Here is a 26,131-nt window from a genome sequence, read left to right on the forward strand (position 1 = left end):
GAATTGTCTCCGGACGTCCCACAAGTGGAACGCCACGGGGTCAATAAATTGGCATTGACAATGTGCACGCTGTTGAGTTCTCAAGGACCAGACGCACTCCCCGCTCGACCCGTAACAGGTTCCGCCAGAGAGGCATTCGTTCTTGTTACCGCCCGAGGACACGTCGAATTACTTCGACTTCTTCGGGGGCTGGTTGCCTGAGCGGGACCCCGTCCGGACTGCGTCTCCAGGGCTTGCACCCTGTGACCGTCTCGGCCGTTCCGTTCTCCGCCTCAGCGGCAACGAGTGATTACTTTACACAGGCCCTGGGGGCCCCGCCAACCGTCGTGCCTCCCGGGCGTGTCGCGGGGCTGGATCCCCGTGGTTCCGCGGATCGGGGCTCCGGATGTGGCGGCGGGCGACGGGTGCGCGCGCATCGTCCGACAGTGCAGAGGTCGATCGACTTCCGTCGTGTCGGAGCATGCGGACGCATCCGTTGCGTCCGCATGGGTCGACAGCGCGCGAGTCGATCGTCGAGCGCTGTGTCGGAAGGGTTGCGCGGATCGGGAGCGGCTCGCGCGTCGCCGCGGGCCGCAGGCTTCGGGCGGCAGCCGGCAGCGGGCACCGCGGGCAGCAGCCGGCAGCCGGCAGCGGGCAGCAGCGGGCGGCAGGCAGCGGGCACCGCGGGCAGCGGGCCGGGCAGCGCGGGCCGGGCTCCCCGGGAACGACGAAGGGCACGATGCGCGAACGCATCGTGCCCTCGGACCGGGCGCCAGGGACCGGGCGGCTACTCGGCTGCGGCGAGCTGCCCGCAGGCGCCGTCGATCTCCTTGCCGCGGGTGTCGCGGAGGGTCGTCGGGATGCCGGCGGCGTTGAGGCGGCGGACGAACTCGTCCTGCACGTGCACCTCCGACGAGGTCCACACGGAGCCGGGCGTCGGGTTCAGCGGGATCGGGTTCACGTGCACCCAGCCCTTGCCACGCTTGTTGAGCTTCTCCGCCAGGAGATCGGCACGCCAGGCGTGGTCGTTCATGTCCTTGATGAGCGCGTACTCGATCGAGACCCGTCGACCGGTCTTGAGGTAGTAGTTGTGGGCGGCATCGATCGCCTCGTCCGCCTTCCACCTCGAGTTCACCGGGATGAGCTCGTCGCGGAGCTCGTCGTCTGGCGCGTGCAGGGACAGCGCGAAGGTGATCGGGATGTCTTCCTCGGCGAGCTTCAGGATCGCGGGCACCAGGCCGACGGTCGACACCGTGATGCCGCGTGCACTCATCCCGAGTCCGTGCGGCTGCGGGGCCACCATCGTCCGGACGGCGTCCATCACGCGCTTGTAGTTCGCCAGGGGCTCCCCCATGCCCATGAACACGATGTTCGTGACGCGTTCGGCGTCGACGCGGTCCTTGCCGCCCTTGCGCGGGTCGCCGCCGAGCTCCCCGGCGGCGATGGCGGCGTTCGCGCGGACGATCTGCTCGATGATCTCCGCGGTGGACATGTTCCGCGTCAGCCCCTGCTGGCCGGTCGCGCAGAACGGGCAGTTCATGCCGCAGCCCGCCTGGGACGAGACGCAGAGCGTGATGCGCCCGGGGTACCGCATGAGCACCGACTCGACGAGGGCGCCGTCGTGCAGTTTCCAGAGGAACTTGATCGTGTCGCCCTTGTCCGTTGCGAGACGCCGGGTCTCGGTCAGCAGGGGCGGGAGCATGCCGGCGACGAGTTCCTCGCGCTGGGCAGCGGGCAGGTCCGTCATCCGGTCGGGGTCGGACGTGTAGTGCGTGAAGTAGTGCGTCGAGAGCTGCTTGGCGCGGAAGCCGGGCAGCCCGAGCTCCTTGACCTTCGCCTCACGCTCCGCGACCGAGAGGTCCGCGAGGTGCTCCGGCGGCTTGCCGCGCTTCGGCGACGCGAACTGCAGCAGCGGCCGGCCCTCGCCGTCGGTGGCCTGGGTCCAGCCCTCGGTCCGGGGACGCACCTGCGGGCGGGCAGAGCGTGCTGCCTGCTGTTCCTCGAACGGGGTGCGGGTCTCGGTGGCCATCACTCCAGCTTACGGGACGGGCGCGCCTCGTCAGGAACCGGCGGGCAGCAGGCGTGCGAAGTGGTGTGCGGCGGAGTACATCGGCACGATGTCGACGACCTCGCCCGGGTGCGGCGCCTGCAGCACGAGGCCGTCGCCGAGGTAGAGCCCGACGTGGTCCTCGTTGTCGTAGACGACCATGTCGCCCGGCTTCGCCTCGGAGTCCGGGATCGTCGTCGCGGCGGCGTCCTGCGTCGGGACGTAGTGCGCGAGCTGGATGCCCACCGCCTGGTACGCCACCATCGTCAGGCCGGAGCAGTCGATGCCCGCGTGACTCGCGCCGCCCTCGACGTACGGGTCGCCGAGGTACTGCAGTGCCGTCTGGAGGATCGTCGCCCGGTCGCCGCCGGCGGACAGTGCGGCGGAGATCGTGGCCTCGGCCTGCGCGGTCGTCACGCCGAAGCGGGTGACGAGTGTCGGGTAGGACACCACCGAGGTGGTCGTCATGCCGTCGGTCGAGGTGATCGGGATCTCGACGTCGTGCGCCACCGTGTACGTCTGCAGGTGCTGCGACGTCGTGGTGGTGGTCGGCGCCGCCGTGACCTCGGGCGTCGCGGCGTTCGCCGGCATCGAGAGGGTCAGCGCCGAGGTGAAGGCCAGGGCCGGTGCGAGCAGGATCGCCGCACGCTTGGCGTTGGCGGCACGGCGGACGTGCCGCGGGTCCAGGGCGCGCTCGGCACGGAGCGCTCCGGTGCGTGAGACGAACGCGGCACCGGCGGCAGCGCGGGCGACGGGTTCCGACGGACGCGCCGGGGCCAGCGAGACGACGCGGGCCGGCTTCTGGTGCTCGACGAAGGTGGAACGGGCCACGACGGGACCGGCGGCCGAGCGACGTCCGCGCGGACGAGCCGGGGGTGCCACGGGTGCTGCTGTCGACGGGGTCGGTGCGTGCAGGCCGTCGTCGGCTGCGGGCAGAGCGTGGCGTCCCATGGTTCCTTCCGGGTACGAGTCGACCGCCTCGGGAACGGGACTCGGGAAGATAACGTATTGGTCACGAACCTGATCCCGGCTGGGGAAGCGCTGTCGTTTCCTGCAGCCCGTCACAGGAACGACGGTCCGGTCCAGCCGTTCCCGAGCCGTTCGGGGCCCTGCAGCTGACCCGTCAGACGGACGTTGGCCGCATGACGGCGGCGAGTCGGGCCTCCCGGGCGGTCGCGACGGCCTCGAGACGTGACGCGAGCCCGACGACGGACGGGTCCACGCGCGCGTCCCCCGGCGTGTCCCCCGAAACGGTCCCCGGGATCGGAGCGCCTGCGCGGACCGCGAGCGGCAGGACCCCCGCCCAGACGCCGTGGTCCTCGCCGTCGTCGGCGGCCTCGCCGACGCCCGCGAACCGTACCTTGACGCTCGCGTGCTCGAGCGGGAGCTGCAGGACCTGGGTCTGGCGGACCTCCTTCGCGGTCATCTCGCGGACCTCGTCGCGGCGGCCGGGCATCAGGTGGTCGCTGACCTGCCAGAGCGCCTCGGCGCGGAGCTCGGCCGGGACGACGGTGGCGCGACCGGCGATCATCGCGCTGCGGTAGTTCGCCGAGCTGTCGAAGGTCGAGCGCGCGAAGACGATGCCGTCGAGGTGCGTGACGGTCGCCGCGACCTGGACTCCTTCCGGACCGGCGTCGAGGAACAGGCCACCGCCGGTGGATCCGTGCAGCAGGAGGACCGGACCCGCGCCGAGGTCGCCGACGCCGCAGAGGAAGGGCAGCACGATCGGGTGGCCGCCACGGACGAGGCCGACGTGGGCGACGAAGGCCTCGCCGAGGACCTCGCGGAGGGCCTCCGGGTCGGTCTGCTGGCGGTCGCGCTTGCGGCGGACGGTCATGTCGGGGTGGTCGGGGTGGTCGGGGAGGTGCGGGGCGGGGTCGGGCGTCGTCATGGGCCCACGCTAGGTTCGGGAGTGGACCAGTCAGTAGTCCAGATGACGGGATGATGCATGGACCAGTTCGGGAAGACGGCCGGGGTCGTCGCGCGGATCCGTGGGATGGTCCACGACGGGACGCTGCGGTCCGGGGACGCGCTGCCGTCCACGCGTGCACTGGCCGCGGAGCTCGGTGTCGCGCGGGGCACGGTCGTGGCGGCGTACGAGCAGCTCGACGGCGAGGGGTACATCCGGACGCGGCACGGGGCGGCGGCGCGGGTGGCGGCCTCGGTCGGCGGGCCGGTGCCGGTCGGCGCCGCTGCCGGCGTCCGGGTCGTGCCGGGCGTCTCGGCGGCCTCGGCCGCGGCGGGCGCGGGCGCCTCGGCCGCCTCGGGCGCCTCGGCCGCCTCGGCCGCCTCGGCGACGGACACGCCGGCCGTCTCCGCCGACGCACCGCGGGCCGCCGTGATCGACTGCCGCCCGGGCATCCCCGCGGTCACCGCGATCTCGGACCGGGACTGGCGGGCAGCCTGGCGCGCCGCAGCCGACCTGCCACTCCGCAACGCGCTCTCGGACCCGCTCGGCCTCCCCGCGCTCCGCGAGCAGGTCGCCGCCCAGCTCGGGCTGAGCCGGGGTTTCGCGCCGGATCCCCGCCGGGTGGTCGTGGCCGCGGGTACTTCGGAGGCGCTCTCCCTCGTCACCGAGGCGCTCCGGGTCTCGCTCGGCCGCGCCCCGCGGATCGCCGTCGAGGACCCCGGGTACCGGACCGGACACCGGGCGGTGGTGAGCGCCGGCGGCGAGGTCGTGGGGGTCCCGCTCGACGAGGACGGGATCGACCTCGACGTCCTGCGCGCGGGCGGCCGGTTCGACGCCGTGATGGTCACGCCGACGCACCAGTACCCGCTCGGGTCGGTGATGCCGGTCGCGCGGCGGCGAGCGCTCCTCGACTGGGCCGACGCGACCGGGACGCTCGTCATCGAGGACGACTACGACTCCGAGTTCCGGCACCGCGGGCAGCCCGTCCCCGCGCTCGCGGCGCTCGACCCGGGCGTGCTGCACGTCGGCGGGTTCTCGAAGTCCTTCGACCCGCGGCTGCGGTGTGCGTACGTCGTGCTGCCCGCGGGGCGCCCCGACGTCGCGCTCGCCGTCACGGCGGCCCGGGTCGCGCGGGGCGCCGTCGTCGCGGAACCGGTGCAGGCAGCGGTCGCGCACCTGCTGCGGACGGGCGCGTTCCGGCGGCACCTCGGCCGGGTGCGGCGGGACTACACGCACCGGCGTGCGCTGATCGTCGCGCGGCTCACGTCCGCCGCGGGCTCCGTCCCCGGCCTGGAGGCTCGGGCCCTGACCGGCGGGCTGCACACGGTGGTGTCGTGGTCGGGTCCACTGCGCGGTGCGGCCGTGGTGGGCCGGCTCGCGTCGCGCGGGGTGCTCGTGGCGGACCTGGCGGACTACGAGGTCACGGCGGGGAGCGCCGGCGAGGGGGTGGTCCTCGGGTACGGGGCGGTGTCGCTGCCGGCGTTGGAGCGTGCGCTCGACGCGTTGGTCGAGGTGCTCGGCGCGGGGTGTGGTTCGGTCACGGGGTGAGGTGCGCCCGCGCGCGGGCCTGCACGGCTGCGGCGTCGCGGTGGTCCCAGAAGGCGAAGTGCGTGCCGCCGGGGAGCATGACGAGCTCGGCGTCCGGCAGCTCCGACGCCGCCCGGGTGCTGTGGACGGGGAGGACCTCGGTGTCCGCGTCGCCGTGGACGAGGAGCACCGGCGCACGGACCTCCTCGAGTCCGAGCGACGTGATCGCCCCGAGGGTCCGGACGTCGTTCGACCACCCGGTGCGGTGCCGACCCGAGGTGTTCCCGGTCGCTGCGACGTCGAGCATGAAGGCGCGCCGATCCGGGTCCGCGAGCACGTCCGACACGTGGTCCCGCAGCGCTCGACCGCGGAGCGAGCTCACGCCGGACATCGCAGCGAGCACGGTCGTCCGCGGGGCATGCGCGGCGAGCCACCCGGACGCCCGGGCGCCGACGGCGGTGTGCGACACGACGTACTCCGCCAGGTGTGGTCGTGCGGGGGCCCACGCACCGCTGACCGCCGAGGCCGCGACGACCGCGTGCACCCGGTCCGGGTGGCGCGCCGCGAGCCGGTAGGCGGCCGGTCCCCCACCGGACCACGCGAGGACCCCGACCCGGTCGATGCCGAGGCCGTCGAGCACACCGGCGAGGAGGTCGGCCTCGTCGTCGATCGACGCGTGCGCCGGGTCGAGCGGAGTGCCGAGGTAGCCGGGTCGGGAGACGAGCACGCTCCGGAACGTGTCCTCCGGCAGGAAGCGGGACATCACCCGGGCGGCGTCGATCCCGCCCGGGGAGCCGTGGAGCACGAGGACGGGGACACCGGCGCCCCTGGTCGTGGCCTCCACGTGCATGCACCGAACCTAGTGGCCGCGCCCATGCGCACGCTGCCACCAACCGGAGACGTCGTTCAGGACGTGCGGCTCAGGACAGCGCGGCCACGATCGAGGCCAGGTGCGCCCGGCGCGCGAGGAAAGCGACAGCACCCCAGGCAAAGCGGCGCGCAACCGTGTACCCGATGTCGCACGATGGCGTGCACCGACCCGCGCGCGAGGGAAGCGACAGCGCCCCAGGCGAAGCGCCGCGCGATCGTGTACCCGATGTCGCATCGCTCACACGGGCGAGCAGCACGAACGCGACAGCGAACGCGACAGTCCCCGCCCGGGATCCGGACGGGGACTGTCGCGGCAGCGCGCAGCCGCAGCGCGCGTCAGCGCTTGACGGCGTCGATCTTGAGCATCTTGGCGATCACGCTGTCGAGCTCGCTGTCGTCGAAGACCTGCTTCCAGTCCTCCTTGATGAGCTTCTCGCGGCCGTAGCCCATCGCGATGTGGCAGGCGTCGGAGAACGGGTTCGAGCCGCGGAGACCGTTCGTCAGCGCGATCCAGGTGTGGCCGTAGAGCATCGCGCGGGCGGCATCGCGGGGCACGCCGACACCGGTCACGGTCTCCTCGAGCGCGTCGTTGAGGAAGTCGCCGATCATGCAGGCGATGGTCTCGACGAGCGTCGGCTCGAGCACGGCGAGCTGCTTCACGGTGACCCAGTGCACCTGGATGACGGGCGCGTACATCGTCGAGATCACGGCCTCGGCGATCGCCTTCGCGTGGTCACCCTCGTCGCCGAGGGACTCGGACGCGTCGAAGGCCGCGATGACCTCCTGCGGGGCGGCGATGCCACCGAAGGTGTCGTCCCACTCCTCCTTGGTGGTGCGCTCGAGGAACACCGACGGGTGGCACGGGTGCGCCACGGCGTAGTGGATGTCCGAGCGCTTCGCGAGCAGCCCGGCGTAGGCGGCGGCCGGGTCGAGCGTCAGGATCGTCGCGCCGGCCTTCATGGCCGGGACGAGCTGCTCGGAGATGCTGCCGAGCAGGACGTCGGGGACGGCGAGGATCACGACGTCCGCCGCGGCTGCTGCCTCGAGGCTGTCCGTGATGGAACGACCGAGGCCCTCGATGCGCTCCTGCCCTGCGGGCGAGGCCTCGCTGTAGAGCGTCGTGTACTCGCTCTTGGCGAAGTTGTTCGAGACGCGGGTGCCCATCTTGCCGCCGGCGCCGATCACGGCGACGGTGACGTCGGCGGTGCCCGAGCCGGCTGCGGTGGTGTGGCTGATGGCGGTGTCGGTCATGATTCCTTGCTCCTGGTGTACTCGATGGTCTGTGTGGTCCACGCCGCCTCGGTGCGGGTGGTGGTCTGTGCGGGGTCGCCGGTCGCTCCGACGGTGGCGTCCTGCCACGGCAGCCAGAACTCGATGACCCGGTTGATGCCGCGGACCTCGGGGGCGATCGCGGCACGGACGGCGTCGTGGTCGATGCGGCCGGTGCCGATCGGGACGCCGGTGTACTGGAACCCGACCCAGCCCGGCGAGCGGGTGAAGTCGGCGTCCTTGACGTGCCAGTTCACGACGTACGGCAGGCACGCCTCGACGACGCCGGACGGGTGCTCGAGGTTCGCGACGGTGTTCGCCGGGTCGAGGCAGATCCCGAGCGACGGTGAGCCGATCGCGGCGACGACGGCGACGAGCTCCGCGGTGGGCACGACCTCGTACGTCTCGAGGGCGAGCACCACGCCGGCCGCCTCGTACGCGGGAAGCGCCTCGCGCAGGCGTCGTTCGGTCTCGGCGGCGGAGGGCAGGTCGTCGCCGGAGCTCCACATCGAGCGGACCAGCGTCGCCCCGAGCGCGAGCGCGATGTGGAGCCAGCGCGCGAGGTGGGCGGGCGCGGTGCCCCTGGTCCCGACCTCGAGCGTGAGCCCGAGCGACGCCGCGAGCCCGCGGATCGATGCCAGACGCTCGTCCGACGCGGTGTCGAGCGGCAGGTGGTCGCAGATCTGGAAGAGGTCGACACCCTGTGCGGCGGCGTCGCGCATCGCGTCGTCGAGGGACATCGGCGACGGGACGCGGTCCGACATCCGCCAGAAGTACGCGTACGTGGAGAGGCCGAGGAGGGAGGTCATGCCGTCACCGCCAGCGCCTGGGCCTCGTCGAGGATCGTGCGGATCGCGGCGGGGTCGTGCGCGAACCGCCCGAGGAACAGGCCGCCGATGCGGCCCCGCCCGCGGGTGAGGAGGCCCGGTCCGGCACTGCCGCCGTAGACCACGACGCTGCCGGCGAGCTCGGGCTGGGTGGCGAGGTGCTCCTCGATGCCCGCGAGGACCTCGACGATGTGGTCGTCCGGCGCCGGCTGCGGTGCCCCGATCGCCCAGACCGGCTCGTACGCCACGATGACGGGACCGGCGATGCCGTCGGCGACGGCCGTCGAGACGAACCGGTCGAGCTGGCCGGTCACGTCCGCGATCGCGCTCTGCCGGGAGGCCCGGGTCGGCTCCCCGACGCAGATCAGGGGTCGCAGGTGGTTGCGGAATGCGGCGTGCACCTTCCCGGCGACGTCCTGGTCCGTCTCGTGGAACAGTCCGCGACGCTCCGCGTGCCCGATCTCGACGAGGTCGACGCCGATCTCGGCGAGCTCGCGGCCGGAGACCTCACCGGTGAAGGCGCCCTCGTCCGCCCACGCCAGGTCCTGGGCGCCGAGGAGCACCGGAGTCCCCTCGAGCGCGGCACGGACGGGGACGAGCGACGGGAACGTCGGGATCACGAACAGCTCGACCGCACCGCTGGTGACGGCGGGGTGGTGCCGGGCGATGTCGGCCACGGCGGATGCCCACGCCAGCGTCCGGGCGTGCCCGAAGTACATCTTCAGCGACACCCCGATCGTCAGCCGGGGCGTCGCCGTGGCCAGGCTCATGCGTCGGTCCCGACCGGGGCGCTGCCGTCGTAGGAGCAGATGGCAGCGACCTTCTCGGCGCTGGCGGACGTGGTGTCGAACTCGTAGCCGAGCCACTCCTTCGCCATCCGGCGGGCGACCTCGACCCCGACGACGCGCTGGCCCATGCAGAGCACCTGCGCGTCGTTGGAGAGGACCGAACGCTCGACGCTGAAGGAGTCGTGCGCGGTCACGGCACGGATGCCGGGGACCTTGTTCGCCGCGATCGCCACACCGAGGCCGGTGCCGCAGATCAGGATCGCCCGGTCCGCTTCACCGGCGGCGACCATGCGGGCCGCGTCGACGGCGACGTGCGGGTAGGCGGTGTGCCCGTCCGCGTCGACACCGACGTCGACCACGGACATGACGCGCGGGTCCGCCTCGAGGTCCCGCTTGATGATCTCCTTGTAGTCGAAGCCGGCGTCGTCCGAGCCGACGACGAGACGGAACTGGGTGCTCATGGGTGTGCCTTTCGTGTGGTGCGTGCGGGTCAGGCCGGGACGGAGATCGTCGACAGGACGGCCGCGGTGATGAGGGCGAACGAGATCGCTCCGGCGTCGGGCGTGCCGACCGCGTCCTCGCCGTGGGTCCGCGCGCGGCCCATCTTCGGCAGCAGTGCGGCGGTGGCGTCGGCGGCGGCGGTCGCAGCCGCGGTGGCCTCCGACCATGCGGTCACGAGGGGGTCACCGGCAGCGATCCGGGCGGCGAGCACGTCGTCGAACGGGACGAGCGCGTCGACCATCGTCTTGTCCCCGACGACCGCGCCGAAGGCGAGGACCGCGTCGACCGCGGCGTGCACCGCGCGCTGGACGGTGGCGGGCTCCGGACGTTCCTCGTCCCCGATGACGCGACCCATGGCCTCCAGGGCGGCTCCCCAGATCGCACCGGACGTGCCGCCGGCCTTGTCGGACCAGGCATCTCCGGCGATCGCGAGGACGCTGCCGGCGCCCGCACCGCGCACTGCGGCGTCGGTCGCGGCCGCGTCGGCGGCGGTGGACCCACGCTGCATGCCGATGCCGTGGTCGCCGTCGCCGGCGACCGCGTCGATCCGGCCGAGCTCGTCGGCGTGCGCGTCGATCGTGCGGCGGACCGCGGTGATCGCCTCGGCGACGACGCGGGCGGACTCCTGGGACTCGGGGGTGCCGGGGGTGACCGGGACCTCGACGCCGGCGGCGAGCACGGCCTCGGGCAGGCGCTCCTGCGGCACCGCACCGCCCTTGCGGAAGGCGGGGCTGTCGGCGGGCGCTGCCCACAGTTCCTCGAGCTCGGCGTCGAGCCAGAACAGCGTCAGGGAGACGCCGGCCATGTCGAACGACGTGACGAGTTCGCCGACCTCGGGCTCGACGACGATCGCACCGGCGGCGGTGAGCTGCTGCTGGACGGCACCGAAGACGACGAAGAGCTCCTCGTACTTCACCGAACCGAGGCCGTTGAGGATCGGCACGACCCGCGCACCGTCGACCGCGACGCCGGACGGCAGCTCGGTGAGGAGCTTGCCGACCAGCAGCGTCGCGAGCTCCGACGCCGTGGGGACGTCGGCCTCGTCGATGCCGCGCTCGCCGTGGATGCCCATGCCGATCGCCATCCGGCCCTCGGGGACGGTGAAGAGCGGCTCGTCGGCGCCGGGGAGCGAGCAGCCGGAGAAGGCGACGCCGAAGCTCCGGGTGCGGGCGTTGGCGCGGCTCGCGATCGCGGTGACCTCGTCGAGGGAGTCGCCGCGTTCGGCCGCGGCCCCGGCGACCTTGAAGACGCAGAGGTCACCGGCGATGCCGCGGCGCTCGTGCGCCTCGGTGCTCGGCGCCGAGGCGACGTCGTCGGTGACCCGGACCGTGCGGACGTCGATGCCGGCATCGGTCAGGGCACGGGCCGCCGCGTCGAAGTTCAGGACGTCGCCGGCGTAGTTGCCGTAGGAGAGGAGGACACCCCCGCCGTGCTCGGCCGCCTTCGCCACCGCGGTGACCTGCTGGGCGCTGGGGCTGGCGAAGAGGTTGCCCATCGCCGCTCCGGCAGCGAGTCCGTGACCGACCAGCCCGCCGAACGCCGGGTAGTGGCCGGAGCCACCGCCGACGACGAGGGCGACCGTGCCGTCCGGGCTGGTGGTCGAGCGGGCGACGCCGCCGTGCACCCTCCGGACCCGTGCCCGGTTCGCGGCGACGAAGCCGTCCACCATCTCGTCGGCGAAGTCCGCCGGGTCGTTGAACAGCCGGGTCATGCGCCTGCCTCCTGCGTGACCGCACGCTCGGCGTCGGTCGTCGTCGGTGCGTCACCCAGCCGGTGCCGACGGGAGACGATCACCATCAGCACGCTGGAGAGGACCATGAAGAACCCGACGATGAACATCGGGACCTGGTAGCCACCGGTCCACTCGCTCACCGCACCCGTGATGTAGGGGGCGGCGAAGCCACCGAGGTTGCCGACGGTGTTGATCAGTGCGACACCGGCGGCCGCTGCGGCCCCGGAGAGGAACTGCGTCGGGACGGTCCAGAAGTTCGGCAGCGCGGCGAAGATCGAGCACGCGGTGATCGCGATCACGGCCACCGTGGCGGCAGGCGAGTTCATGAACAGCGCCACCGGGATGCTGAGGCCACCGACCAGGGCGGGGAGCGCGATGTGCCAGACCTTCACACCGCGACGGAACGCGTCACGCGACCAGAAGTAGAGGACGACGGCCGCCGGCACGTACGGGATCGCCGTGATGAGGCCCTTCTGGAACAGGTCGAACGTGGTGCCGAACTGCTCCTGGAAGCCGTCGATGATCGTCGGCAGGAAGAAGCTCAGGGCGTAGAGGCCGTAGATGAAGCCGAAGTAGACGAACGCGAGCATCCAGACGCGGCCGTTGCCGAAGGCCGCGCGGAGGCCGCCCTTGCCGTGGCCGTCGTCCTTCGCCGTGTTCTCCTTGGCGAGTGCGGACTCGAGCCAGAGTTTCTCGTCCTCGTCGAGCCACTTCGCCTGGGACGGCTTGTCGCGGAGCACGAAGAGGCAGAGGATGCCGACGATGATCGCCGGGATCGAGACGCAGAGGAACATGAAGCGCCAGCCGGCCAGACCGCCGAGCAGTCCCTCGTGGGTCATCAGCCAGCCGGCGAGCGGGGAGCCGATGACGCTCGTGAGCGGCTGCGCCAGGTAGAACAGCGCGAGCATCTTGCCGCGGTGCCGTGCCGGGACCCATGTGGAGAGGAACAGGATCGCGCCGGGGAAGAACCCGGCCTCCGCGACGCCGAGCAGGAAGCGCAGCCCGACGAGCTGCGGGTAGTTCTGCACCCACGTGAAGAGCAGCGAGACGAGGCCCCACGTGATCATGATGCGGGCGAGCCACACGCGAGCACCGAACTTGTGCAGCGCGAGGTTCGAGGGCACCTCGAGCACGAGGTAGCCGATGAAGAACACCCCGGACGCGAAGCCGAACTGCGCTGCGGTCAGGCCGAGGTCGGCTTCCATCCCGTTCGGCGCCGCGAAGGAGATCGCGGTGCGGTCGAGGAAGTTGATGAAGAACATCAGGGCCACGAAGGGCACGATGCGGATGGCGATCTTCCGGATGGTCGTCTTCTCGACGATGGAGGTCGGAATGCCTCGCGTGGCGGGGATGTCCACGATGACTCCTGCTCGGTGATGGTGACGGGCGCTTCGGTGCGCCCAGAACAGTGTGCAGCGCCTCGTCACAATTTGTCAACCGGTTGACCAGTTGACCGACCGGTACGCTTCCCCCATGCCCGCGTTCAGCGAGAACGACCCCCTCAACATCCGGCTCGAACTCGAGTCCGTGCCGACCGGGTCCCCCGCCTCCGAGGTCGCCCGCCAGCTCGTCGCGCTGCTCACCGCCGGCGACCTCGCACCCGGCTCACGGTTGCCGTCGGAGCGCGTGCTCGCGGAACGGCTCGGCGTCGGCCGGTCGGCGGTGCGCGAGGCCCTCGCCGCCCTCGAGATCCTCGGCATCGTGCAGATCCGGCCCGGATCGGGCACGTACCTCCGTGGCGGGACGTCCGACCTGCTGCCGACGACGCTGTCCTGGGGGCTGATGCTCGCGTCGAACCGCACCCGTGAGCTGCTCGAGATCCGGTCCTCGCTGGAGCGGACGGCCGCGATCCTCGCCGTGCAGCGTGCCAGCGACGAGGAACTCGACGCACTCGGCGCGACGCTCGACCAGCAGGCCGCGGCCCTCGACGACCCGCCGGTGTTCATCGAGGCCGACGTCCGCTTCCACATCCTGCTCGCGCGGGCCGGCGACAACGACGTCCTCGCCGACCTGCTGCAGAGCCTCCGCTCGATGCTCAGCGTGTGGGTCGGCCGACGGGTCACCACGCGCGAGGCCACCGAGGCGGCGTACCGGGAGCACCGGGAGGTCTACGACGCGATGCGCGCCCGGGACGTCGCGGCGACCCAGCGGGCGATGGACGCGCACATGGCGACGGCGAGCGCCCGAATCGAGCACGCGGACCCCGTCCCCGCGGAGTAGCGGGGCGCGGACCCGCGCTGGGCCGGGCGGGAGGCTCGGGGTACGTCCGGCACCGAGCCTCCGGTCCGTTGCCGGTCCGGCAACGGGACTTGCCCCATGAACCCGAACTGTGTCTGACTCGGCGCATGCCGATCGATGCCGAGCCCTCCGCCGCCACCTACTGGGAGCGGCGGTATGCCGACGAGCAGCGGATGTGGTCCGGCCGGGTCAACGCCGTGCTCGCGGACGTCGCCGCGCAGCTGGTGCCCGGCACCGCGCTCGACCTCGGGTGCGGTGAGGGCGGCGACGTGCTCTGGCTCGCCGGTCAGGGGTGGACGGCCACGGGCGTCGACCTCTCCCCCACCGCCGCGGCACGGGGCGACGCCGCTGCTGCCGCCGCGGGCCTCGACACGAGGACACGGTTCGTCGCGGCGGACCTGGCGACGTGGGAGCCCGGGGAACGCTTCGACCTGGTGACCGCGTCGTTCCTGCAGTCCTGGCCGGTCGAGATCCCGCGGGAGGCGATCCTGCGCCGGGCGACGGGGTTCGTGGCGTCGGGCGGACACCTCCTGGTGACGGCGCACGCCGCGGCGCCGCACGCGCACGACCACGAGCACGCACAGGAGCACGAGCACGACCTGGACGGGTACCGCTTCCCGACGCCCGAGGACGACCTGCGCGCGCTCGACCTGGACGCCTCGTGGGAGGTCGTCGCCGCCGAGCTCCGCCCGCGCGCGGTGCCGCGGGACGACGGCTCAGTCCACGAGCTGCTGGACAGCGTCGTGCTGGTCCGCCGCGCCTGACGCTCGGTCGAGTGGCCCCCCGAGTGGCACCGCGAGTGGCACCCCGAGCGGCACGTGCGCCGCGACGCTCCGCGCCACCCGCGCCACCACCGTGGCAGGGTCGGCGTCCCAGACCGCCTGGTTGAAGATCTCCACCTCGACGTCCCCGGTGTACCCGGCCGCCGCGACCGCAGCGCCGATCGGCGCGAAGTCGATGTGCCCGTCCCCCGGGTACCCCCGCGACAGGAGCGGATCGGCCGCGATCGGCGTCACCCAGTCGCACACCTGGTAGGTGGCGATCCGGCCGGCAGCACCGGCGCGAGCGATCGACGCCTCGAGTGCCGGGTCCCACCAGACGTGGAAGGTGTCCACGGCCACGCCGACCGCCTCGGCCGGGAACGGCGCCGCCAGGTCGAGCGCCTGCCCGAGCGTCGACACGACGGCGCGGTCGGCGGCGTACATCGGGTGGAGCGGCTCCACCGCGAGCTGGACCCCGTTCGCCAGTGCGTGCGGCACGAGCTCCGCGAGGGCCTCGGCGACCCGCTGCCGCGCTCCGTCGAGGTCCTTCGACCCCGGCGGCAGTCCCCCGGCGACGAGCACGAGCACGGGTCGGGACCCGGGTGCTCCGGTGGCCGCGAGCGCGGCGGTCTCGTCGATCGCTCGACGGTTGTCGTCCATTGCCGCGCGGCGAGACGGTCCGTCCGGCAGCGTGAAGAACCCTCCGCGGCAGTGCGTGGACACCCGGAGGCCGGAGTCCGCGACCATGCGGACGGCTTCGGCGAGCCCGACCTCGGCGACGGGCTCGCGCCAGGTGCCGATCGCTTCGATCCCCGCGGCGGCGACGACGTCGAGCGCTGTTGCGAGCGACGCGTACTTGATCGTCGCCTGGTTGACCGAGAGCCGAGCGGGCGCCACCGCGGACGCGGAGGACCGTGCGGGTGCCGGAGCGCTCATGCCAGGACCCGCGCGGGGACGTCGACGCCGTTGAGCGTCAGCATCGCGTGCCAGCGCTCCGCCGCGCGCTCCGGGTCCTCGAGCGCGGATGCCGCGTTCGCGAGCCGCACGGTCTCGGACAGGTGCACCAGGCTGCGGCCCGCGTGCAGTCCGCCGACCATCGTGAACGACGGCTGGTGGCCGTTGAGCCACGACAGGAACGCGATCCCGGTCTTGTAGAACCACGTCGGGGCGGAGAAGACGTGTCGGGAGAGCGCCTCGGTCGGTTCGAGCACCGACCGGTAGGCCGCCTCGTCGGGCAGCGCTCGGATCGCCACGGACGCCGCGGGTCCGACCGCCGCGAAGGCGCCGAGCAGGGCGTCGGAGTGCGCGGTGCCGTCGCCGGCGATGAGGTCCACGTAGTGGAAGTCGTCCCCCGTGAACATCCGGACACCGTCCGGGAGCCGGGACCGGAGCGCGACCTCGGCGGACGCGTCGAGGAGGCTCATCTTGATGCCGCTGACCCGTTCCCCGGCATCGCGGATGACGTCGAGCACGGTGTCGGCGGCGGCGCTCCCCCGGCCGAAGTACCCGTCGAGTGCCGGGTCGAACGCGGCGCCGAGCCAGTGCAGCACGACGGGCGCTCCGGCGCGTTCGAGCACCCGCGCGTAGACCCGCCGGTAGTCGTCGGGCCCGGCGGCGACCCGCGCGAGGTGGCGGCTGGCCATGAGCACAGCGCCCGCGCCGGCGTCCTCGGCGTGGTGCAGCTGGCGGACGTAGGCGTCCACGACCGCGTCGAGGTCGGCGTCCTCGTCGGGCAGGTCGTCGGTGTTCACCCCGACGACGATCCGTCCGCCGACGGCCGCGGCCTCGCGGGCACTCCGCGTGACGAGTTCGCGGGTGGCGGCCGGGTCGAGGCCCATGTTCCGCTGCGCCGTGTCCATCGCGTCCGCCACGCCGAGTCCCCACGACCACAGGTGGTGCCGGAAGGCGAGCGTCGCGTCCCAGTCGAGGTCCGCCGGGGCGCCGGGCGCGGTGTCCGCGCCGAGTCGCGGGACGACGTGTGCGGCGGCGAACACGTCGCGCTCGGTGAGCGGGCCGGTCGGTCTGGTCCAGCCGGGCGCGTCGGCCAGTGCGACCGACGAGGTGCTCCCGTCGGCAGCGAGGAGCGTCAGGTCGCTCATGCGGAGACCGCCCCCACCGTCTCGCCCTGCTGCTGCACCTCGGCTGCGTCGCCGGTCGGGAGGCTCGGTGCGGCCTGGTCGGGCAGGCGCAGCTCCGGCAGGTCGATGCGTCGGCCCGTCGCGTCCGAGCGCAGACCGGCCTCGGCCAGCGCGACACCACGTGCGCCGGAGAGCAGGTCGTACGGGTGCGGTCGGCCGGCGACGAGGTCCTGCAGGTAGTCCTCCCACTGCGCGCGGAAGCCGTTGCCGAACTCCTCGTTGTCGGGGACCTCGAGCCACTGCCCGCGGTAGTCCCGCTCGTCCCGGAGGTCGGGGTTCCACACCGGCTTCGGGGTCGCGGTGCGCGGCTGGATCCGGCAGCCGAAGAGCCCGACGACCGCGCTGCCGTCTGTCCCGTCGACCTGGAACTCGACGAGCTCGTCCCGGTCCACCCGCACGGCCCAGCTCGAGTTGATCTGCGCCGTGATGCCGCCGGCGAGGTCGAACACCCCGTACGCCGCGTCGTCCGCGGTCGCCGGGTACGCGTGTCCCTGCTCGTCGGTGCGGGACGGGATGTGGGTCGCGGTCCTGGCGTACACCGACTCGACGCGGCCGAACAGCTGCTCGAGGACGTAGTTCCAGTGCGGGAACATGTCCACGACGATGCCGCCGCCGTCCTCCGTGCGGTAGTTCCAGCTCGGGCGCTGCGCACGCTGCCAGTCCCCCTCGAACACCCAGTATCCGAACTCGCCGCGGACCGAGAGGACGCGGCCGAAAAAACCGGAGTCGATCAGGCGGCGGAGCTTCCGGAGGCCGGGCAGGTAGAGCTTGTCGTGCACGACGCCGTTGGGCACACCGGCGTCGCGGGCGAGCCGGGCGAGTTCGAGCGCCTCGGCGGAGGTCTCCGCCGTCGGCTTCTCGGTGTAGATCGCCTTGCCGGCCGCGATGGCCTTCCGGAGGGCGCCGGCCCGGGCGCTCGTGACGGCGAAGTCCGCGAAGACGTCCCAGCGGGGGTCGGCGAGCGCCGCGTCGAGGTCCGTCGTCCAGTGTTCGAGGCCGTGCCGGGCGGCGATCTCCTCGAGCTTCGCGGCGTTCCGGCCGACCAGGAGCGGTTCGACCTGGACGCGGGAGCCGTCCGGCAGCAGGAGCCCGCCGTCGTCCCGGATCGCCAGGATCGACCGGACGAGGTGCTGCCGGTAGCCCATGCGTCCCGTGACGCCGTTCATGATGATGCCGATGGTGCGGGTGGTCAACGCGTGCTCCTTTGCTCGCTGCGGCCGCTCCCCACCCCTGTGGAAAGCGCTTGCCGGGAAACGTACACCACAGCGGGGCCGCTCCGCAGCCGTTGCCGTGGACTAGCGCGCGGTGCTGGCGCGCAGCACGACCTCGCCCGCGATCTCGGCGCCGTCGCCAGCTGCCCCGTCGACCGTGCCGTCGTCGGTGCCGAGCGCACGCCGCACGGCGCGGGCTCCGATCTCCTCGAGCGGGAGCCGGACGGTGCTGAGCGCCGGCGTGACGTCCGCGAGCATCCGCACGTCGTCGAAGCCGGCCACGCCGACATCGACCCCGGGAACGAGTCCGCGCTCCCGGATCGCGGCGAGGGCACCGACCGCCATCAGGTCCGTGACCGCGAACACGCAACGCGGCGGCGACCCGGCGTCGAGCAGCCGGCACATCGCCTCGTACCCGCCGTCGCGGGTGAAGGCGGAGTGCAGGAACGCCGAGTCCTCGAGGCGGATGCCGTGCGCCGCGAGCCCCGCCACGAACCCCTCGACGCGGGCGTGCGCGGTGACGAGCTCCGGGTCCCCGGCGAGGACGGCGAAGGACCGGTGCCCCTGCTCGACGAGTGCCTCGGCGAGGTCGGCGGCGCCGGCACGGTTCCGGACGACCAGCGGGTGGACGCCCTCGATCCCGGCGGTCGCCCCGTCGACGTCCGACACCAGCGCGGAGACGCCGGCACCTCCCGCAGTGAGCACCGCCACGGCGTCGTGGACGTCGGCGAGCGCGCCGCCGAGGTGTCGGCTGACCGCGAGCACCACGGCCCGGGGGCGGAGGCCGGCGACGACCGCGAGCACCTCGCGCTCGCGGGTGGCGTCCCCGCCCGTCGAGGTGATCGTGACGACGAGCCCTGCGTCGTCGGCGGCGCGGATCGCACCGGCGGCGATCGCGGCGAAGTAGGGGTCGGCGATGTCGCCGACGACGAGGGCGAGCGAGGTGGTGGTCCCCCGGGCGACGGCCTGGGCCTGCACGTTCGCGGTGTACCGGAGCTCACGTGCCGCGGCGTGCACCCGTTCGGTGGACTCGGGACGGACCTTCCGCGTGCTGCCGTTGAGCGCCCGCGAGGCGGTCGCGAGCGACACACCTGCCAGCTCGGCCACGTCTGCCAGGGTGGCGGTGCTCCGTTCAGGCATGACGAGCCTCCTGTCCGGACCGCGCGACAGCGCGCATCCACCGCGAGGATAGCGGTTTCCCGATCATGCCGGCGATGTCAGGACATCCCGTCGGAAAGCGCTTGCCAAGACGCCGTCGACTGGTGTAGACCTTGGACCCTCGGACCGAGACATCCCGAATGCTCCCCCACGGCGCAGGGCCGTGGCACCGAACGAAAGCAGTGACGATGAAGTCATCCAAACGCGTGCTCGCACTCGCCGGCGGCCTCGCCGCCCTCGCACTCCTCGCCGGGTGCGCCTCCGGCAGCTCCGGTGACAGCGGCGGGAAGGTGGACCAGCTGACGTTCTGGCTGTCCACCTCGACCGCGCAGGAGAAGGGCTACCAGGACCTCGCCACCGCGTACGAGAAGAAGACCGGTGTCGACGTCAAGATCGTCAACCTCCCCTACGACGGCCTGCAGACGAAGCTCCGCGAGTCGGCACAGGCGAAGTCGCTCCCGGACGTGGTGCGCGCGGCCGGCATCGACCCGATCTGGACCTCGCAGACCGTCGACCTCAGCTCGATCGTGGACGACGACGCGAACAAGATCGACAAGGACCTCATCGTGAAGGACGCGGACGGCGGCGTCACGTCGATCCCCTCCGACGTCACCGCGGCCGGGCTGTTCGTGAACAAGACGCTGTTCGACAAGGCCGGCGTCAGCTACCCCACCGACCCCGCGAAGGCGTGGACCTGGGACGAGTTCCTGAAGGCCGCCGATCAGGTCAAGGCCAAGACGGGCGCGAAGTACGACCTGACCTTCGACTCCTCGCCGTCGCGCCTCCGTGCCTACATGTTCGAGAAGGGGACCGACTTCATGCAGCAGAAGAAGGACGGATCCTTCCCGACGGACGCGAAGACCGTCTCGGCGCTGCAGGACTTCGCCGACATGAACGACGACTCGACGATGCCGAAGTCGGTGTGGACGAGCGGCCAGGACCCGAACGCGCTGTTCAAGAGCGGGCAGGTCGTCGCGTACTTCTCCGGCGTCTGGCAGACCTCGGACTTCGCGTCGAACGTCTCCTTCGACTGGGCGAGCGCCGCGACCCCGGCTGACCCGACCCACGCGACCGACATCAACGCCGGTGGCAACATCGTCGGCTTCGCCAACTCCGATGCCCGCGGTGCCGCGGCGAAGAAGTTCATCGCCTTCATGTACCAGCCGGACAACTACACGAAGCTCTCCGCGACGAACGGCTTCCTGCCCGTCGAGAGCGGTCTGACGATCGACTACCCGTTCACCTCGCAGGCCGCGAAGGACTCCTTCGCGCTCTACCAGAAGGAGATCGAGGCGGCCGACCCGATCTCGAGCTCCTGGAACCAGGAGAGCTCGAAGTGGGCGACCGAGGGCAAGGAACTCGGCACGGACCCCACCACCGCCGAGGTCGGGAAGCTCATCAACGGGCAGCAGTCGGCCAAGACGACGCTCGAGAACATCACGAAGTACTACAAGGAGCACGTGGGCTGACGCCCATCGGCCGGGGACCCGCAACGGTCCCCGGCCAGACCGTGCACCCCGGACCGTGACACTCGGACCGTGGACCCCGAACCGAGCACGACGAACGAAGAGGATCATCGTGAGCATCAGCACCGCAGCGGGTGACGTCAGCGCCACCCCGGCCGCCGCCCCACCCGGGCCGACCGCCCCGGACCGGGGCACGTCCGGCCGACGCCGCCGATCCGGCGTGAGCCGACCGGTCCTCGCGCCGATCCTCTTCGTCTCGGTGAACGCCGTCCTGTTCGTCGTCTTCTTCGTCTGGCCCGCCGTCATCGGTCTCGGCTACTCGTTCACCGACTACAACGGCGTCAGCGACCCGAAGTTCATCGGCCTGGAGAACTACACGCAGCTCCTCGGGGACAGCACCTTCTACGCGGCGCTGCTCCGTACCCTGCTCTACGCGGTCGTCGCGATCCCGCTCGGGTTCGTGCTCTCGCTCTCGATGGCGCTGATGCTCACGAGCCCGGCCGCGAAGGGCCGCAGCGTCGCCCGCATCGTCTTCTTCGTGCCGTGGCTGATCTCCCCGATCGTCACCGGTGTGATCTGGCGGTGGATGTTCGGCGAGAACTTCGGCCTCGCGAACTTCGTGATCGAGTCCTTCGGTGGCAAGGCCGTGCCGTGGCAGTCCAATGCCGACCTGTCCCTGCTGGTCGTGGTCTTCGCGACCGCGTGGGCCGGCGCCGCGTTCAACATGCTGCTGTTCGTCGCGGCGATCCGGAACGTGCCGCAGTCCTACTACGAGGCTGCGTCGCTCGACGGTGCGGGCACCTGGCACCAGTTCCGCTACATCACGATGCCGAGCATCGCGCCGACGTCCTTCATCGTCATCCTGCTGTCCTCGCTCGGGGCGTTCAAGGAGTTCGCGACGATCCAAGCACTCAACAACGGCGGGCCCGGCACCGACAACAACCTGCTCGTGCAGTACATCTACACGAACGGCTTCCAGAACGCCCACATCGGCTACGCCAGCGCCGCGTCGATGGTCCTCATGCTCATCCTCATGGCCATCGCGCTCATCCAGCTGGCCCTGAACCGCCGGACGGAGTCACGCCGATGACCGACACGACCCTCCCCACGACCGGCGTCGCGGAGCCTCGCCCCGCAGTGCCGACGGGAACCGCTCGCCCAGGTGTGCAGCAGAACCGGCCGCGACGCACCCCGCGCGGCAAGGCCGTCGCCGTCACCGCGCTGCTCTGGGTGTTCATCATCGCCTTCGGCTTCCCCGTGCTCTGGTTCGTCCTCAGCGCTTTCAAGCCCGGCAGCGAGCTGTTCTCCTACCCACTGTCCCTCTTCCCGAAGCACTGGTCGGTGGCAGGCTTCAGCGAGGCATGGTCGAGCTTCGACTTCGCCCGGTACTTCGGCAACACGATCATCGTCGCCCTCGTCACCACCGTGCTCACGGTCCTCGCGAGCGCCTGCACCGGCTACGCCCTCGCGAAGTACGACAACAAGTGGCTCAAGGTCTTCTTCGTCTGCATCCTGGCGACGACGATGCTCCCGACCGAGGTCATCCTCGCGCCGACGTTCCTCGTGATCCGCGACCTCGGTCTGTACGACTCGCTCGCCGGCATCATCGTGCCGTCGGTGATCACCGCGACCGGCATCTTCATGTTCCGGCAGTTCTTCCTGACGGTCCCGGACGACCTGGTGGAGGCCGCCCGCATCGACGGCGCGAGCGAGCTCGGGATCTTCGTGCGGATCATGCTGCCGATCTCCCGACCGATCATGCTGACGCTCGCGATCTTCTCGTTCCAGTGGCGCTGGAACGACTACATCTGGCCGCTGCTCGTGCTGAACGACCCGCACCAGTTCACGATCCAGATCGCGCTGCAGAGCATCGTCGGCGCGGAGAACGTCAACTGGACGGTCCTGCTCGGCGCCTCGGTGATCTCGATCCTGCCGCTCCTGCTGCTGTACCTGGTGTTCCAGAAGTACGTCAACGGCGCGGACCTCAACGCCGGGCTGAAGGACTGATGGGCCCGACGTTCCTCGACGCGATCCGCCCGGCCGCCGACGCGGAGCTCGCCGCCCTGCGGTCGTCGACCGACGACCCGGCCACGCTCCAGCACCGGGACCTGATGGCACGAGCGCTGACGCTGGTGGGTGCGTGGATCCGGACGGGAGGCCCGGTGCCGGTCGACGACACCGACCTCACCATCGCACACGGGTACGTCCTCGAGCTCGCCACGCGACAGTCCGCCGGTGGCACCTTCGTCGGCGGGGACAACGTCGACTCACCGCCGGACTCCGCGTTCACGGTGAACGACTGCTGTGACGCGCTGGAGCTCCTCGCCCCGTTCCGCGACGGCTCCGCCGCGGCGACCGCCCTCGCAGCGGACCTCGACACGATCGTGCGGCGGGCCACGCCGGCGCTCGTGACCGGTGGCGTGCACACCCCGAACCACCGCTGGGAGATCTCCGCCGCACTGGCGAGGACGCACCGGCTGCACCCGGACCCGGCGATCGTCGCCCGGATCGAGGCGTGGCTCGCCGAGGGCCCGGACATCGACGCGGACGGACTGTGGTCGGAGCGCAGCCCGAACTACGCCGCCGCCGTGTCCGTCCCGGCCTTCCTGGTGCTCGCCGAGGTGCTCGACGATCCCGCGCTGCTGGCGCCGGTCCGGGCGAGCATCGACGCCACGCTCGCCCTGCTGCTGCCCGACGACACGGTCGAGACCGTCCAGTCGCGGCGGCAGGACCAGTCACGACCGTTCGGCGTGAGCCGCTTCGCGCCGCTGCTCTGGCACGTCGCGGTGCTCGACGACCGGGCGGACGTCGCCGCCGTCGCCCGACGCGCAGTGGCGCAGCCGATGTGGCAGCCGGGCGCCGCCGCGGCCCGGGCGATGACCGACCCGCTGCTCGCGCGGCCGCTGCCCGACGCCGAGCCGCCCGCGGCTCCCCCGCGCGAGGTCCGGCACTTCGCCGACGCCCGGCTCGTCCACGTCCGCGAACCCCGGCGGAGCGTCGTCCTCTTCGCCGGATCCGACGTCCCCGCCGAAGGCCACGTCCGGTCCGGGCTCGCGAACAGCCCGACGTTCCTCCGGGTGTTCGCGGGCGACGTGGTGCTCTCCGACGTGCGGCTCTCCCGCGAGTTCTTCGGACTCGGCCCGTTCCGGGCGACGACCATCACGAGCGGCGAAGACCCGCTCCGGTTCCGGCTCACCGAGACCGTCTCCGCCGGCTACCACCAGCCGCTCCCGCGTGCCCGTCGCCGCCCGGAGGGCGTGTACCCGCTCCGCGACGAGGGCCGGTTCTCGGCCGCGATGGACTTCGGCGAGCGCGACGTCGACACGGTGACGCTCACCACGACGGTGGACGTGACCGTGCTGCCGGACGCCGTCGTCCTCGACGTGGATCAGGCCGGGGCCGACGTGCCGTGGGCGCTGCAGCTCTCCTTCCACGCCGGGGGTAGCTTCACCGGTGTGAGCAACGACGCAACGGGCGAGCTGGTCCTCGCCGAGGGCACCGGGACCTACCGGGTGGGCGGCGACGCGGTGACCTTCGGGCCGGGCAACGGTCGGGGTCCCGGGCAGCCTGCGACCTACTCCCCGGGCCAGGACTACACGTTCCTCGGCGGCACCGACCGGCCCGACGGCGAGCACGTGTTCGTCACCGGGCGCGCCCCCGGACGGACCCGCATCACGATCGGCACCTCGGCGTGACACCACCCGCGCCGGCCACCACACCGGCACCGACGCCCGGCGTCGTGCTCGTCGGTGCCCGCGGCTACGGCCTGCACCACCGCGCGAACATCGACCGTCTCGTCGCCGCCGGGGTGTGCAGGCTGACCGCCGTCGTCGACCCGACGCTCGGGATCACCGAGGACGGCGGCGTCCCGGTCGTCGCGGACGTCGCCGCTGCCCGGTCGGTCGGCCCCGTCGACGTCGTCGTGGTCGCGGCCCCCATCGCGGCACACCTCCCGCTGGCGCTCGCCGCGCTCGATGCCGGCGCCGACGTGCTCCTCGAGAAGCCGCCCGTGACGACCCGGGCCGCGCTCGCCGAGCTCCTCGACGCCGAACGGCGCACCGGCCGGGTGGTGCAGGTCGGGTTCCAGAGCCTCGGGTCCGCCGCCGTCCCCGCCTTCCGCTCCGGCGCGGTCGTCGGCCGGGTCCGCTCGGCCGCCGCGGTCGGGACCTGGCGACGGGACGCCGGGTACTGGGAGCGGTCCTCGTGGGCCGGGAAGCGCCGGATCGCGGGGGTCGACGTGCTCGACGGCGTGGTCGCGAACCCACTCGCCCACGCGGTGGCCACGGCCCTGGCGGTCGTCGGGTGCCGTCGTGCCGAGGACGTCGTGCGCGTCGAGGTGGAGCTGTACCGGGCGAACGCCATCGACGGCGACGACACCTCGGCGGTGCGGGTCACGACGGCCGCGGGTCTCGAGGCCACCGCCGCCCTGACGCTCTGTGCCCCGGAGGAGACGGTCCCGAGCGTCCGGGTCCGCGGCGCGACCGGCGCGGCGACGTTCGCGTACACGCTCGACGAGGTCACCCGCGACGACGGCGACGGCCGGGGCACGGACACGGACACGGACACGGTCCACCACGTCCGGACGGACCTGCTCGAGAACCTGCTCGACCACCGCCGCACCGGCGCGGACCTGCTCGTGCCGCTCGCGTCGACGGGTGCGTTCGTCGAGGTGCTCGAAGCCGTGCGCGCCACCGAGCCGGTGCAGATCGACCACCCGCACGTGGTCTGGACGGGCGAGGGTGCCGAGCGGCACCCGGTCGTCGCCGACGTCGAGGCGATCGTGGCCCGCGCCGCGGACGAGCTCGCGCTGTTCTCCGAGGTCGGCGCACCGTGGGCGCACGCCGCCCTGGACGAGGTGCTCCACCGCTTCGTCGTCGACGGCCCGGTCGGCACCCGCACCGAGGTCGCGACGTCCCTCGACGGCGCCGGCACCGTCCCGAGCTCGGTCCCCCGGCCCTACCTGCACCCGGTCCGGACGCTCGGCGGGGTGCACGTCAGCGCGCACCACCCCGGTGACCACGACTGGCACGCGGGCGTCGGCCCGGCGATCCCGGACGTCGACGGCGTGAACTGCTGGGGCGGCCGGACGTACGTGCACGGCGCCGGCTACGTCTGGCGCGACGACCACGGCACCGTCACCGTCGACCGGGCTGCGGCGCTCGGCGACACCCGGACGGTCGACGTCTCCTGGCGCGGCCCGGACGGTCGGCCGGTCCTGCACGAGGAGCGTGTGACGAGCGCCAGGGCACTCGGACCCGACGCGTGGGAGCTCCGGATCGCGTCGTCGTTCCGGACTCCCGGCGACGCCCCGGTGCGGCTCGGCGGCCCCGGCAGCAACGGTCGCGTCGGCGCCGGGTACGGCGGGTTCTTCTGGCGGTTCCCGGCGTGCGACGACGTCGAGGTGCGTACGGTCTCCGCGACCGGGGAGGCCGCGGTGCACGGCTCGGTCGCCCCGTGGGTGTCCTGGTCTGCGGACTTCGACGGCGGTGCGGCGACCATCGCGCTCGAGGCGCTCGGGCACCGCGACCCCTGGTTCGTCCGCGCCGCGGAGTACCCGGCGATCGGGTCGGCGCTCGCGTGGTCGACGCCGGCCGTGGTCCGCCCCGGCGTCCCGCTGGTGCGGGCGTTCCGCGCGGTGGTCGCGGACGGGCGAGCCGATCCCGTCGAGCTGCTCGGGCGGTCTTCCGCAGCCCACTGACGGACGGGAGGC

At 72.5% G+C, this 26,131-nt stretch carries 22 protein-coding genes; 8 read left to right on the top strand and 14 right to left on the bottom strand.

Going from position 1 to position 26,131, the window contains the following annotated elements; genetic code table 11:
* Window positions 1-766 precede the first annotated feature (766 nt).
* The 3 genes from rlmN to EDF24_RS10080 all read right to left on the bottom strand — a co-directional run bounded on the left by rlmN (window position 767) and on the right by EDF24_RS10080 (window position 3,917).
* Entirely contained in the window at window positions 767-2,008 is a 1,242-nt protein-coding gene (rlmN, locus tag EDF24_RS10070; protein WP_123656462.1) for a 23S rRNA (adenine(2503)-C(2))-methyltransferase RlmN, read from the bottom strand.
* A gap of 30 nt (window positions 2,009-2,038) precedes the next feature.
* Window positions 2,039-2,977: a C40 family peptidase gene (locus tag EDF24_RS10075; RefSeq protein WP_123702672.1), complete on the bottom strand. Its 939-nt coding sequence runs from the start codon at window positions 2,975-2,977 to the stop codon at window positions 2,039-2,041.
* 172 nt (window positions 2,978-3,149) lie between these two features.
* The gene (locus EDF24_RS10080) at window positions 3,150-3,917 is read right to left on the bottom strand and encodes a pyridoxamine 5'-phosphate oxidase family protein (RefSeq protein ID WP_123702674.1); all 768 of its coding nucleotides are present in this window, start codon (window positions 3,915-3,917) and stop codon (window positions 3,150-3,152) included.
* Window positions 3,918-3,974: 57 nt separating this feature from the next.
* Here EDF24_RS10080 and EDF24_RS10085 point away from each other — a divergent pair, with 57 nt between their 5' ends.
* Entirely contained in the window at window positions 3,975-5,483 is a 1,509-nt protein-coding gene (locus EDF24_RS10085) for a PLP-dependent aminotransferase family protein (protein WP_123702676.1), read from the top strand.
* On the opposite strand, the gene EDF24_RS10090 is transcribed toward EDF24_RS10085, so the two are convergent.
* From EDF24_RS10090 to EDF24_RS10120, 7 genes are all read right to left on the bottom strand, one after another.
* Window positions 5,473-6,312, bottom strand: coding sequence for an alpha/beta fold hydrolase (locus EDF24_RS10090; RefSeq protein WP_123702678.1), 840 nt, complete (start codon window positions 6,310-6,312; stop codon window positions 5,473-5,475). The genes EDF24_RS10085 and EDF24_RS10090 overlap by 11 nt on opposite strands.
* A 356-nt stretch (window positions 6,313-6,668) precedes the next feature.
* Window positions 6,669-7,583: a phosphogluconate dehydrogenase C-terminal domain-containing protein gene (locus EDF24_RS10095; RefSeq protein ID WP_123702680.1), complete on the bottom strand. Its 915-nt coding sequence runs from the start codon at window positions 7,581-7,583 to the stop codon at window positions 6,669-6,671.
* Window positions 7,580-8,410: a sugar phosphate isomerase/epimerase gene (locus EDF24_RS10100; protein WP_123702682.1), complete on the bottom strand. Its 831-nt coding sequence runs from the start codon at window positions 8,408-8,410 to the stop codon at window positions 7,580-7,582. The genes EDF24_RS10095 and EDF24_RS10100 overlap by 4 nt, the downstream gene beginning before the upstream one ends.
* Window positions 8,407-9,198 carry a triose-phosphate isomerase family protein gene (locus EDF24_RS10105; RefSeq protein WP_123702684.1) on the bottom strand — a complete coding sequence of 264 codons (792 nt, stop codon included), beginning with the start codon at window positions 9,196-9,198 and terminating at the stop codon, window positions 8,407-8,409. The genes EDF24_RS10100 and EDF24_RS10105 overlap by 4 nt, the downstream gene beginning before the upstream one ends.
* A complete protein-coding gene (locus EDF24_RS10110; protein ID WP_123702687.1) occupies window positions 9,195-9,677 on the bottom strand; it encodes a ribose-5-phosphate isomerase in 483 nt (160 codons plus the stop codon). The genes EDF24_RS10105 and EDF24_RS10110 overlap by 4 nt, the downstream gene beginning before the upstream one ends.
* Before the next feature lie 29 nt (window positions 9,678-9,706).
* The gene (locus EDF24_RS10115; protein WP_123702689.1) at window positions 9,707-11,428 is read right to left on the bottom strand and encodes a dihydroxyacetone kinase family protein; all 1,722 of its coding nucleotides are present in this window, start codon (window positions 11,426-11,428) and stop codon (window positions 9,707-9,709) included.
* On the bottom strand, window positions 11,425-12,807 hold the full coding sequence (locus EDF24_RS10120) for an MFS transporter (RefSeq protein ID WP_123656438.1): 1,383 nt from the start codon (window positions 12,805-12,807) through the stop codon (window positions 11,425-11,427). Before EDF24_RS10120 ends, EDF24_RS10115 begins: the two co-directional genes overlap by 4 nt.
* A gap of 115 nt (window positions 12,808-12,922) precedes the next feature.
* Between EDF24_RS10120 and EDF24_RS10125 the strand changes: the two genes are divergently transcribed.
* Both EDF24_RS10125 and EDF24_RS10130 read left to right on the top strand, forming a co-directional pair.
* Complete coding sequence (locus EDF24_RS10125; protein ID WP_123656437.1) at window positions 12,923-13,669, top strand: FadR/GntR family transcriptional regulator; 747 nt, start codon at window positions 12,923-12,925, stop codon at window positions 13,667-13,669.
* Between the two features lie 125 nt (window positions 13,670-13,794).
* Window positions 13,795-14,451: a bifunctional 2-polyprenyl-6-hydroxyphenol methylase/3-demethylubiquinol 3-O-methyltransferase UbiG gene (locus EDF24_RS10130; RefSeq protein WP_123702691.1), complete on the top strand. Its 657-nt coding sequence runs from the start codon at window positions 13,795-13,797 to the stop codon at window positions 14,449-14,451.
* On the opposite strand, the gene EDF24_RS10135 is transcribed toward EDF24_RS10130, so the two are convergent.
* The 4 genes from EDF24_RS10135 to EDF24_RS10150 all read right to left on the bottom strand — a co-directional run bounded on the left by EDF24_RS10135 (window position 14,404) and on the right by EDF24_RS10150 (window position 18,937).
* Window positions 14,404-15,384 carry a sugar phosphate isomerase/epimerase gene (locus EDF24_RS10135; protein WP_123702693.1) on the bottom strand — a complete coding sequence of 327 codons (981 nt, stop codon included), beginning with the start codon at window positions 15,382-15,384 and terminating at the stop codon, window positions 14,404-14,406. The genes EDF24_RS10130 and EDF24_RS10135 overlap by 48 nt on opposite strands.
* Window positions 15,381-16,547 (bottom strand): dihydrodipicolinate synthase family protein, encoded by a 1,167-nt coding sequence (locus EDF24_RS10140; protein WP_123702695.1) that lies wholly within the window; start codon window positions 16,545-16,547, stop codon window positions 15,381-15,383. Before EDF24_RS10140 ends, EDF24_RS10135 begins: the two co-directional genes overlap by 4 nt.
* On the bottom strand, window positions 16,544-17,752 hold the full coding sequence (locus EDF24_RS10145) for a Gfo/Idh/MocA family protein (protein ID WP_123703421.1): 1,209 nt from the start codon (window positions 17,750-17,752) through the stop codon (window positions 16,544-16,546). The genes EDF24_RS10140 and EDF24_RS10145 overlap by 4 nt, the downstream gene beginning before the upstream one ends.
* 129 nt (window positions 17,753-17,881) lie before the next feature.
* On the bottom strand, window positions 17,882-18,937 hold the full coding sequence (locus EDF24_RS10150; protein WP_123702697.1) for a LacI family DNA-binding transcriptional regulator: 1,056 nt from the start codon (window positions 18,935-18,937) through the stop codon (window positions 17,882-17,884).
* A gap of 206 nt (window positions 18,938-19,143) precedes the next feature.
* On the opposite strand from EDF24_RS10150, the gene EDF24_RS10155 reads away from it, so the two are divergent.
* The 5 genes from EDF24_RS10155 (at window position 19,144) to EDF24_RS10175 (ending at window position 26,119) form a co-directional block, all read left to right on the top strand.
* The gene (locus tag EDF24_RS10155) at window positions 19,144-20,424 is read left to right on the top strand and encodes an extracellular solute-binding protein (protein WP_123703423.1); all 1,281 of its coding nucleotides are present in this window, start codon (window positions 19,144-19,146) and stop codon (window positions 20,422-20,424) included.
* 109 nt (window positions 20,425-20,533) lie between these two features.
* Window positions 20,534-21,511, top strand: a complete 978-nt coding sequence (locus EDF24_RS10160) for a carbohydrate ABC transporter permease (RefSeq protein WP_260233410.1) — start codon at window positions 20,534-20,536, stop codon at window positions 21,509-21,511.
* Complete coding sequence (locus EDF24_RS10165; protein ID WP_243698426.1) at window positions 21,508-22,428, top strand: carbohydrate ABC transporter permease; 921 nt, start codon at window positions 21,508-21,510, stop codon at window positions 22,426-22,428. The genes EDF24_RS10160 and EDF24_RS10165 overlap by 4 nt, the downstream gene beginning before the upstream one ends.
* Complete coding sequence (locus EDF24_RS10170; RefSeq protein ID WP_123702701.1) at window positions 22,428-24,116, top strand: hypothetical protein; 1,689 nt, start codon at window positions 22,428-22,430, stop codon at window positions 24,114-24,116. The genes EDF24_RS10165 and EDF24_RS10170 overlap by 1 nt, the downstream gene beginning before the upstream one ends.
* Entirely contained in the window at window positions 24,113-26,119 is a 2,007-nt protein-coding gene (locus tag EDF24_RS10175) for a DUF6807 family protein (protein WP_123702703.1), read from the top strand. The genes EDF24_RS10170 and EDF24_RS10175 overlap by 4 nt, the downstream gene beginning before the upstream one ends.
* Window positions 26,120-26,131 lie beyond the last annotated feature (12 nt).

It is taken from the genome of Curtobacterium sp. PhB130, assembly GCF_003755165.1.
Lineage (GTDB): Bacteria > Actinomycetota > Actinomycetes > Actinomycetales > Microbacteriaceae > Curtobacterium.

Bases quoted from the DNA above. Each gene is read 5' to 3' on its own strand.
- rlmN (WP_123656462.1), bottom strand. From the start codon at position 2,008: ATGGCCACCGAGACCCGCACCCCGTTCGAGGAACAGCAGGCAGCACGC.
- EDF24_RS10075 (WP_123702672.1), bottom strand. From the start codon at position 2,977: ATGGGACGCCACGCTCTGCCCGCAGCCGACGACGGCCTGCACGCACCG.
- EDF24_RS10080 (WP_123702674.1), bottom strand. From the start codon at position 3,917: ATGACGACGCCCGACCCCGCCCCGCACCTCCCCGACCACCCCGACCAC.
- EDF24_RS10085 (WP_123702676.1), top strand. From the start codon at position 3,975: ATGGACCAGTTCGGGAAGACGGCCGGGGTCGTCGCGCGGATCCGTGGG.
- EDF24_RS10090 (WP_123702678.1), bottom strand. From the start codon at position 6,312: ATGCACGTGGAGGCCACGACCAGGGGCGCCGGTGTCCCCGTCCTCGTG.
- EDF24_RS10095 (WP_123702680.1), bottom strand. From the start codon at position 7,583: ATGACCGACACCGCCATCAGCCACACCACCGCAGCCGGCTCGGGCACC.
- EDF24_RS10100 (WP_123702682.1), bottom strand. From the start codon at position 8,410: ATGACCTCCCTCCTCGGCCTCTCCACGTACGCGTACTTCTGGCGGATG.
- EDF24_RS10105 (WP_123702684.1), bottom strand. From the start codon at position 9,198: ATGAGCCTGGCCACGGCGACGCCCCGGCTGACGATCGGGGTGTCGCTG.
- EDF24_RS10110 (WP_123702687.1), bottom strand. From the start codon at position 9,677: ATGAGCACCCAGTTCCGTCTCGTCGTCGGCTCGGACGACGCCGGCTTC.
- EDF24_RS10115 (WP_123702689.1), bottom strand. From the start codon at position 11,428: ATGACCCGGCTGTTCAACGACCCGGCGGACTTCGCCGACGAGATGGTG.
- EDF24_RS10125 (WP_123656437.1), top strand. From the start codon at position 12,923: ATGCCCGCGTTCAGCGAGAACGACCCCCTCAACATCCGGCTCGAACTC.
- EDF24_RS10130 (WP_123702691.1), top strand. From the start codon at position 13,795: ATGCCGATCGATGCCGAGCCCTCCGCCGCCACCTACTGGGAGCGGCGG.
- EDF24_RS10135 (WP_123702693.1), bottom strand. From the start codon at position 15,384: ATGAGCGCTCCGGCACCCGCACGGTCCTCCGCGTCCGCGGTGGCGCCC.
- EDF24_RS10140 (WP_123702695.1), bottom strand. From the start codon at position 16,547: ATGAGCGACCTGACGCTCCTCGCTGCCGACGGGAGCACCTCGTCGGTC.
- EDF24_RS10145 (WP_123703421.1), bottom strand. From the start codon at position 17,752: ATGAACGGCGTCACGGGACGCATGGGCTACCGGCAGCACCTCGTCCGG.
- EDF24_RS10150 (WP_123702697.1), bottom strand. From the start codon at position 18,937: ATGCCTGAACGGAGCACCGCCACCCTGGCAGACGTGGCCGAGCTGGCA.
- EDF24_RS10155 (WP_123703423.1), top strand. From the start codon at position 19,144: ATGAAGTCATCCAAACGCGTGCTCGCACTCGCCGGCGGCCTCGCCGCC.
- EDF24_RS10165 (WP_243698426.1), top strand. From the start codon at position 21,508: ATGACCGACACGACCCTCCCCACGACCGGCGTCGCGGAGCCTCGCCCC.
- EDF24_RS10170 (WP_123702701.1), top strand. From the start codon at position 22,428: ATGGGCCCGACGTTCCTCGACGCGATCCGCCCGGCCGCCGACGCGGAG.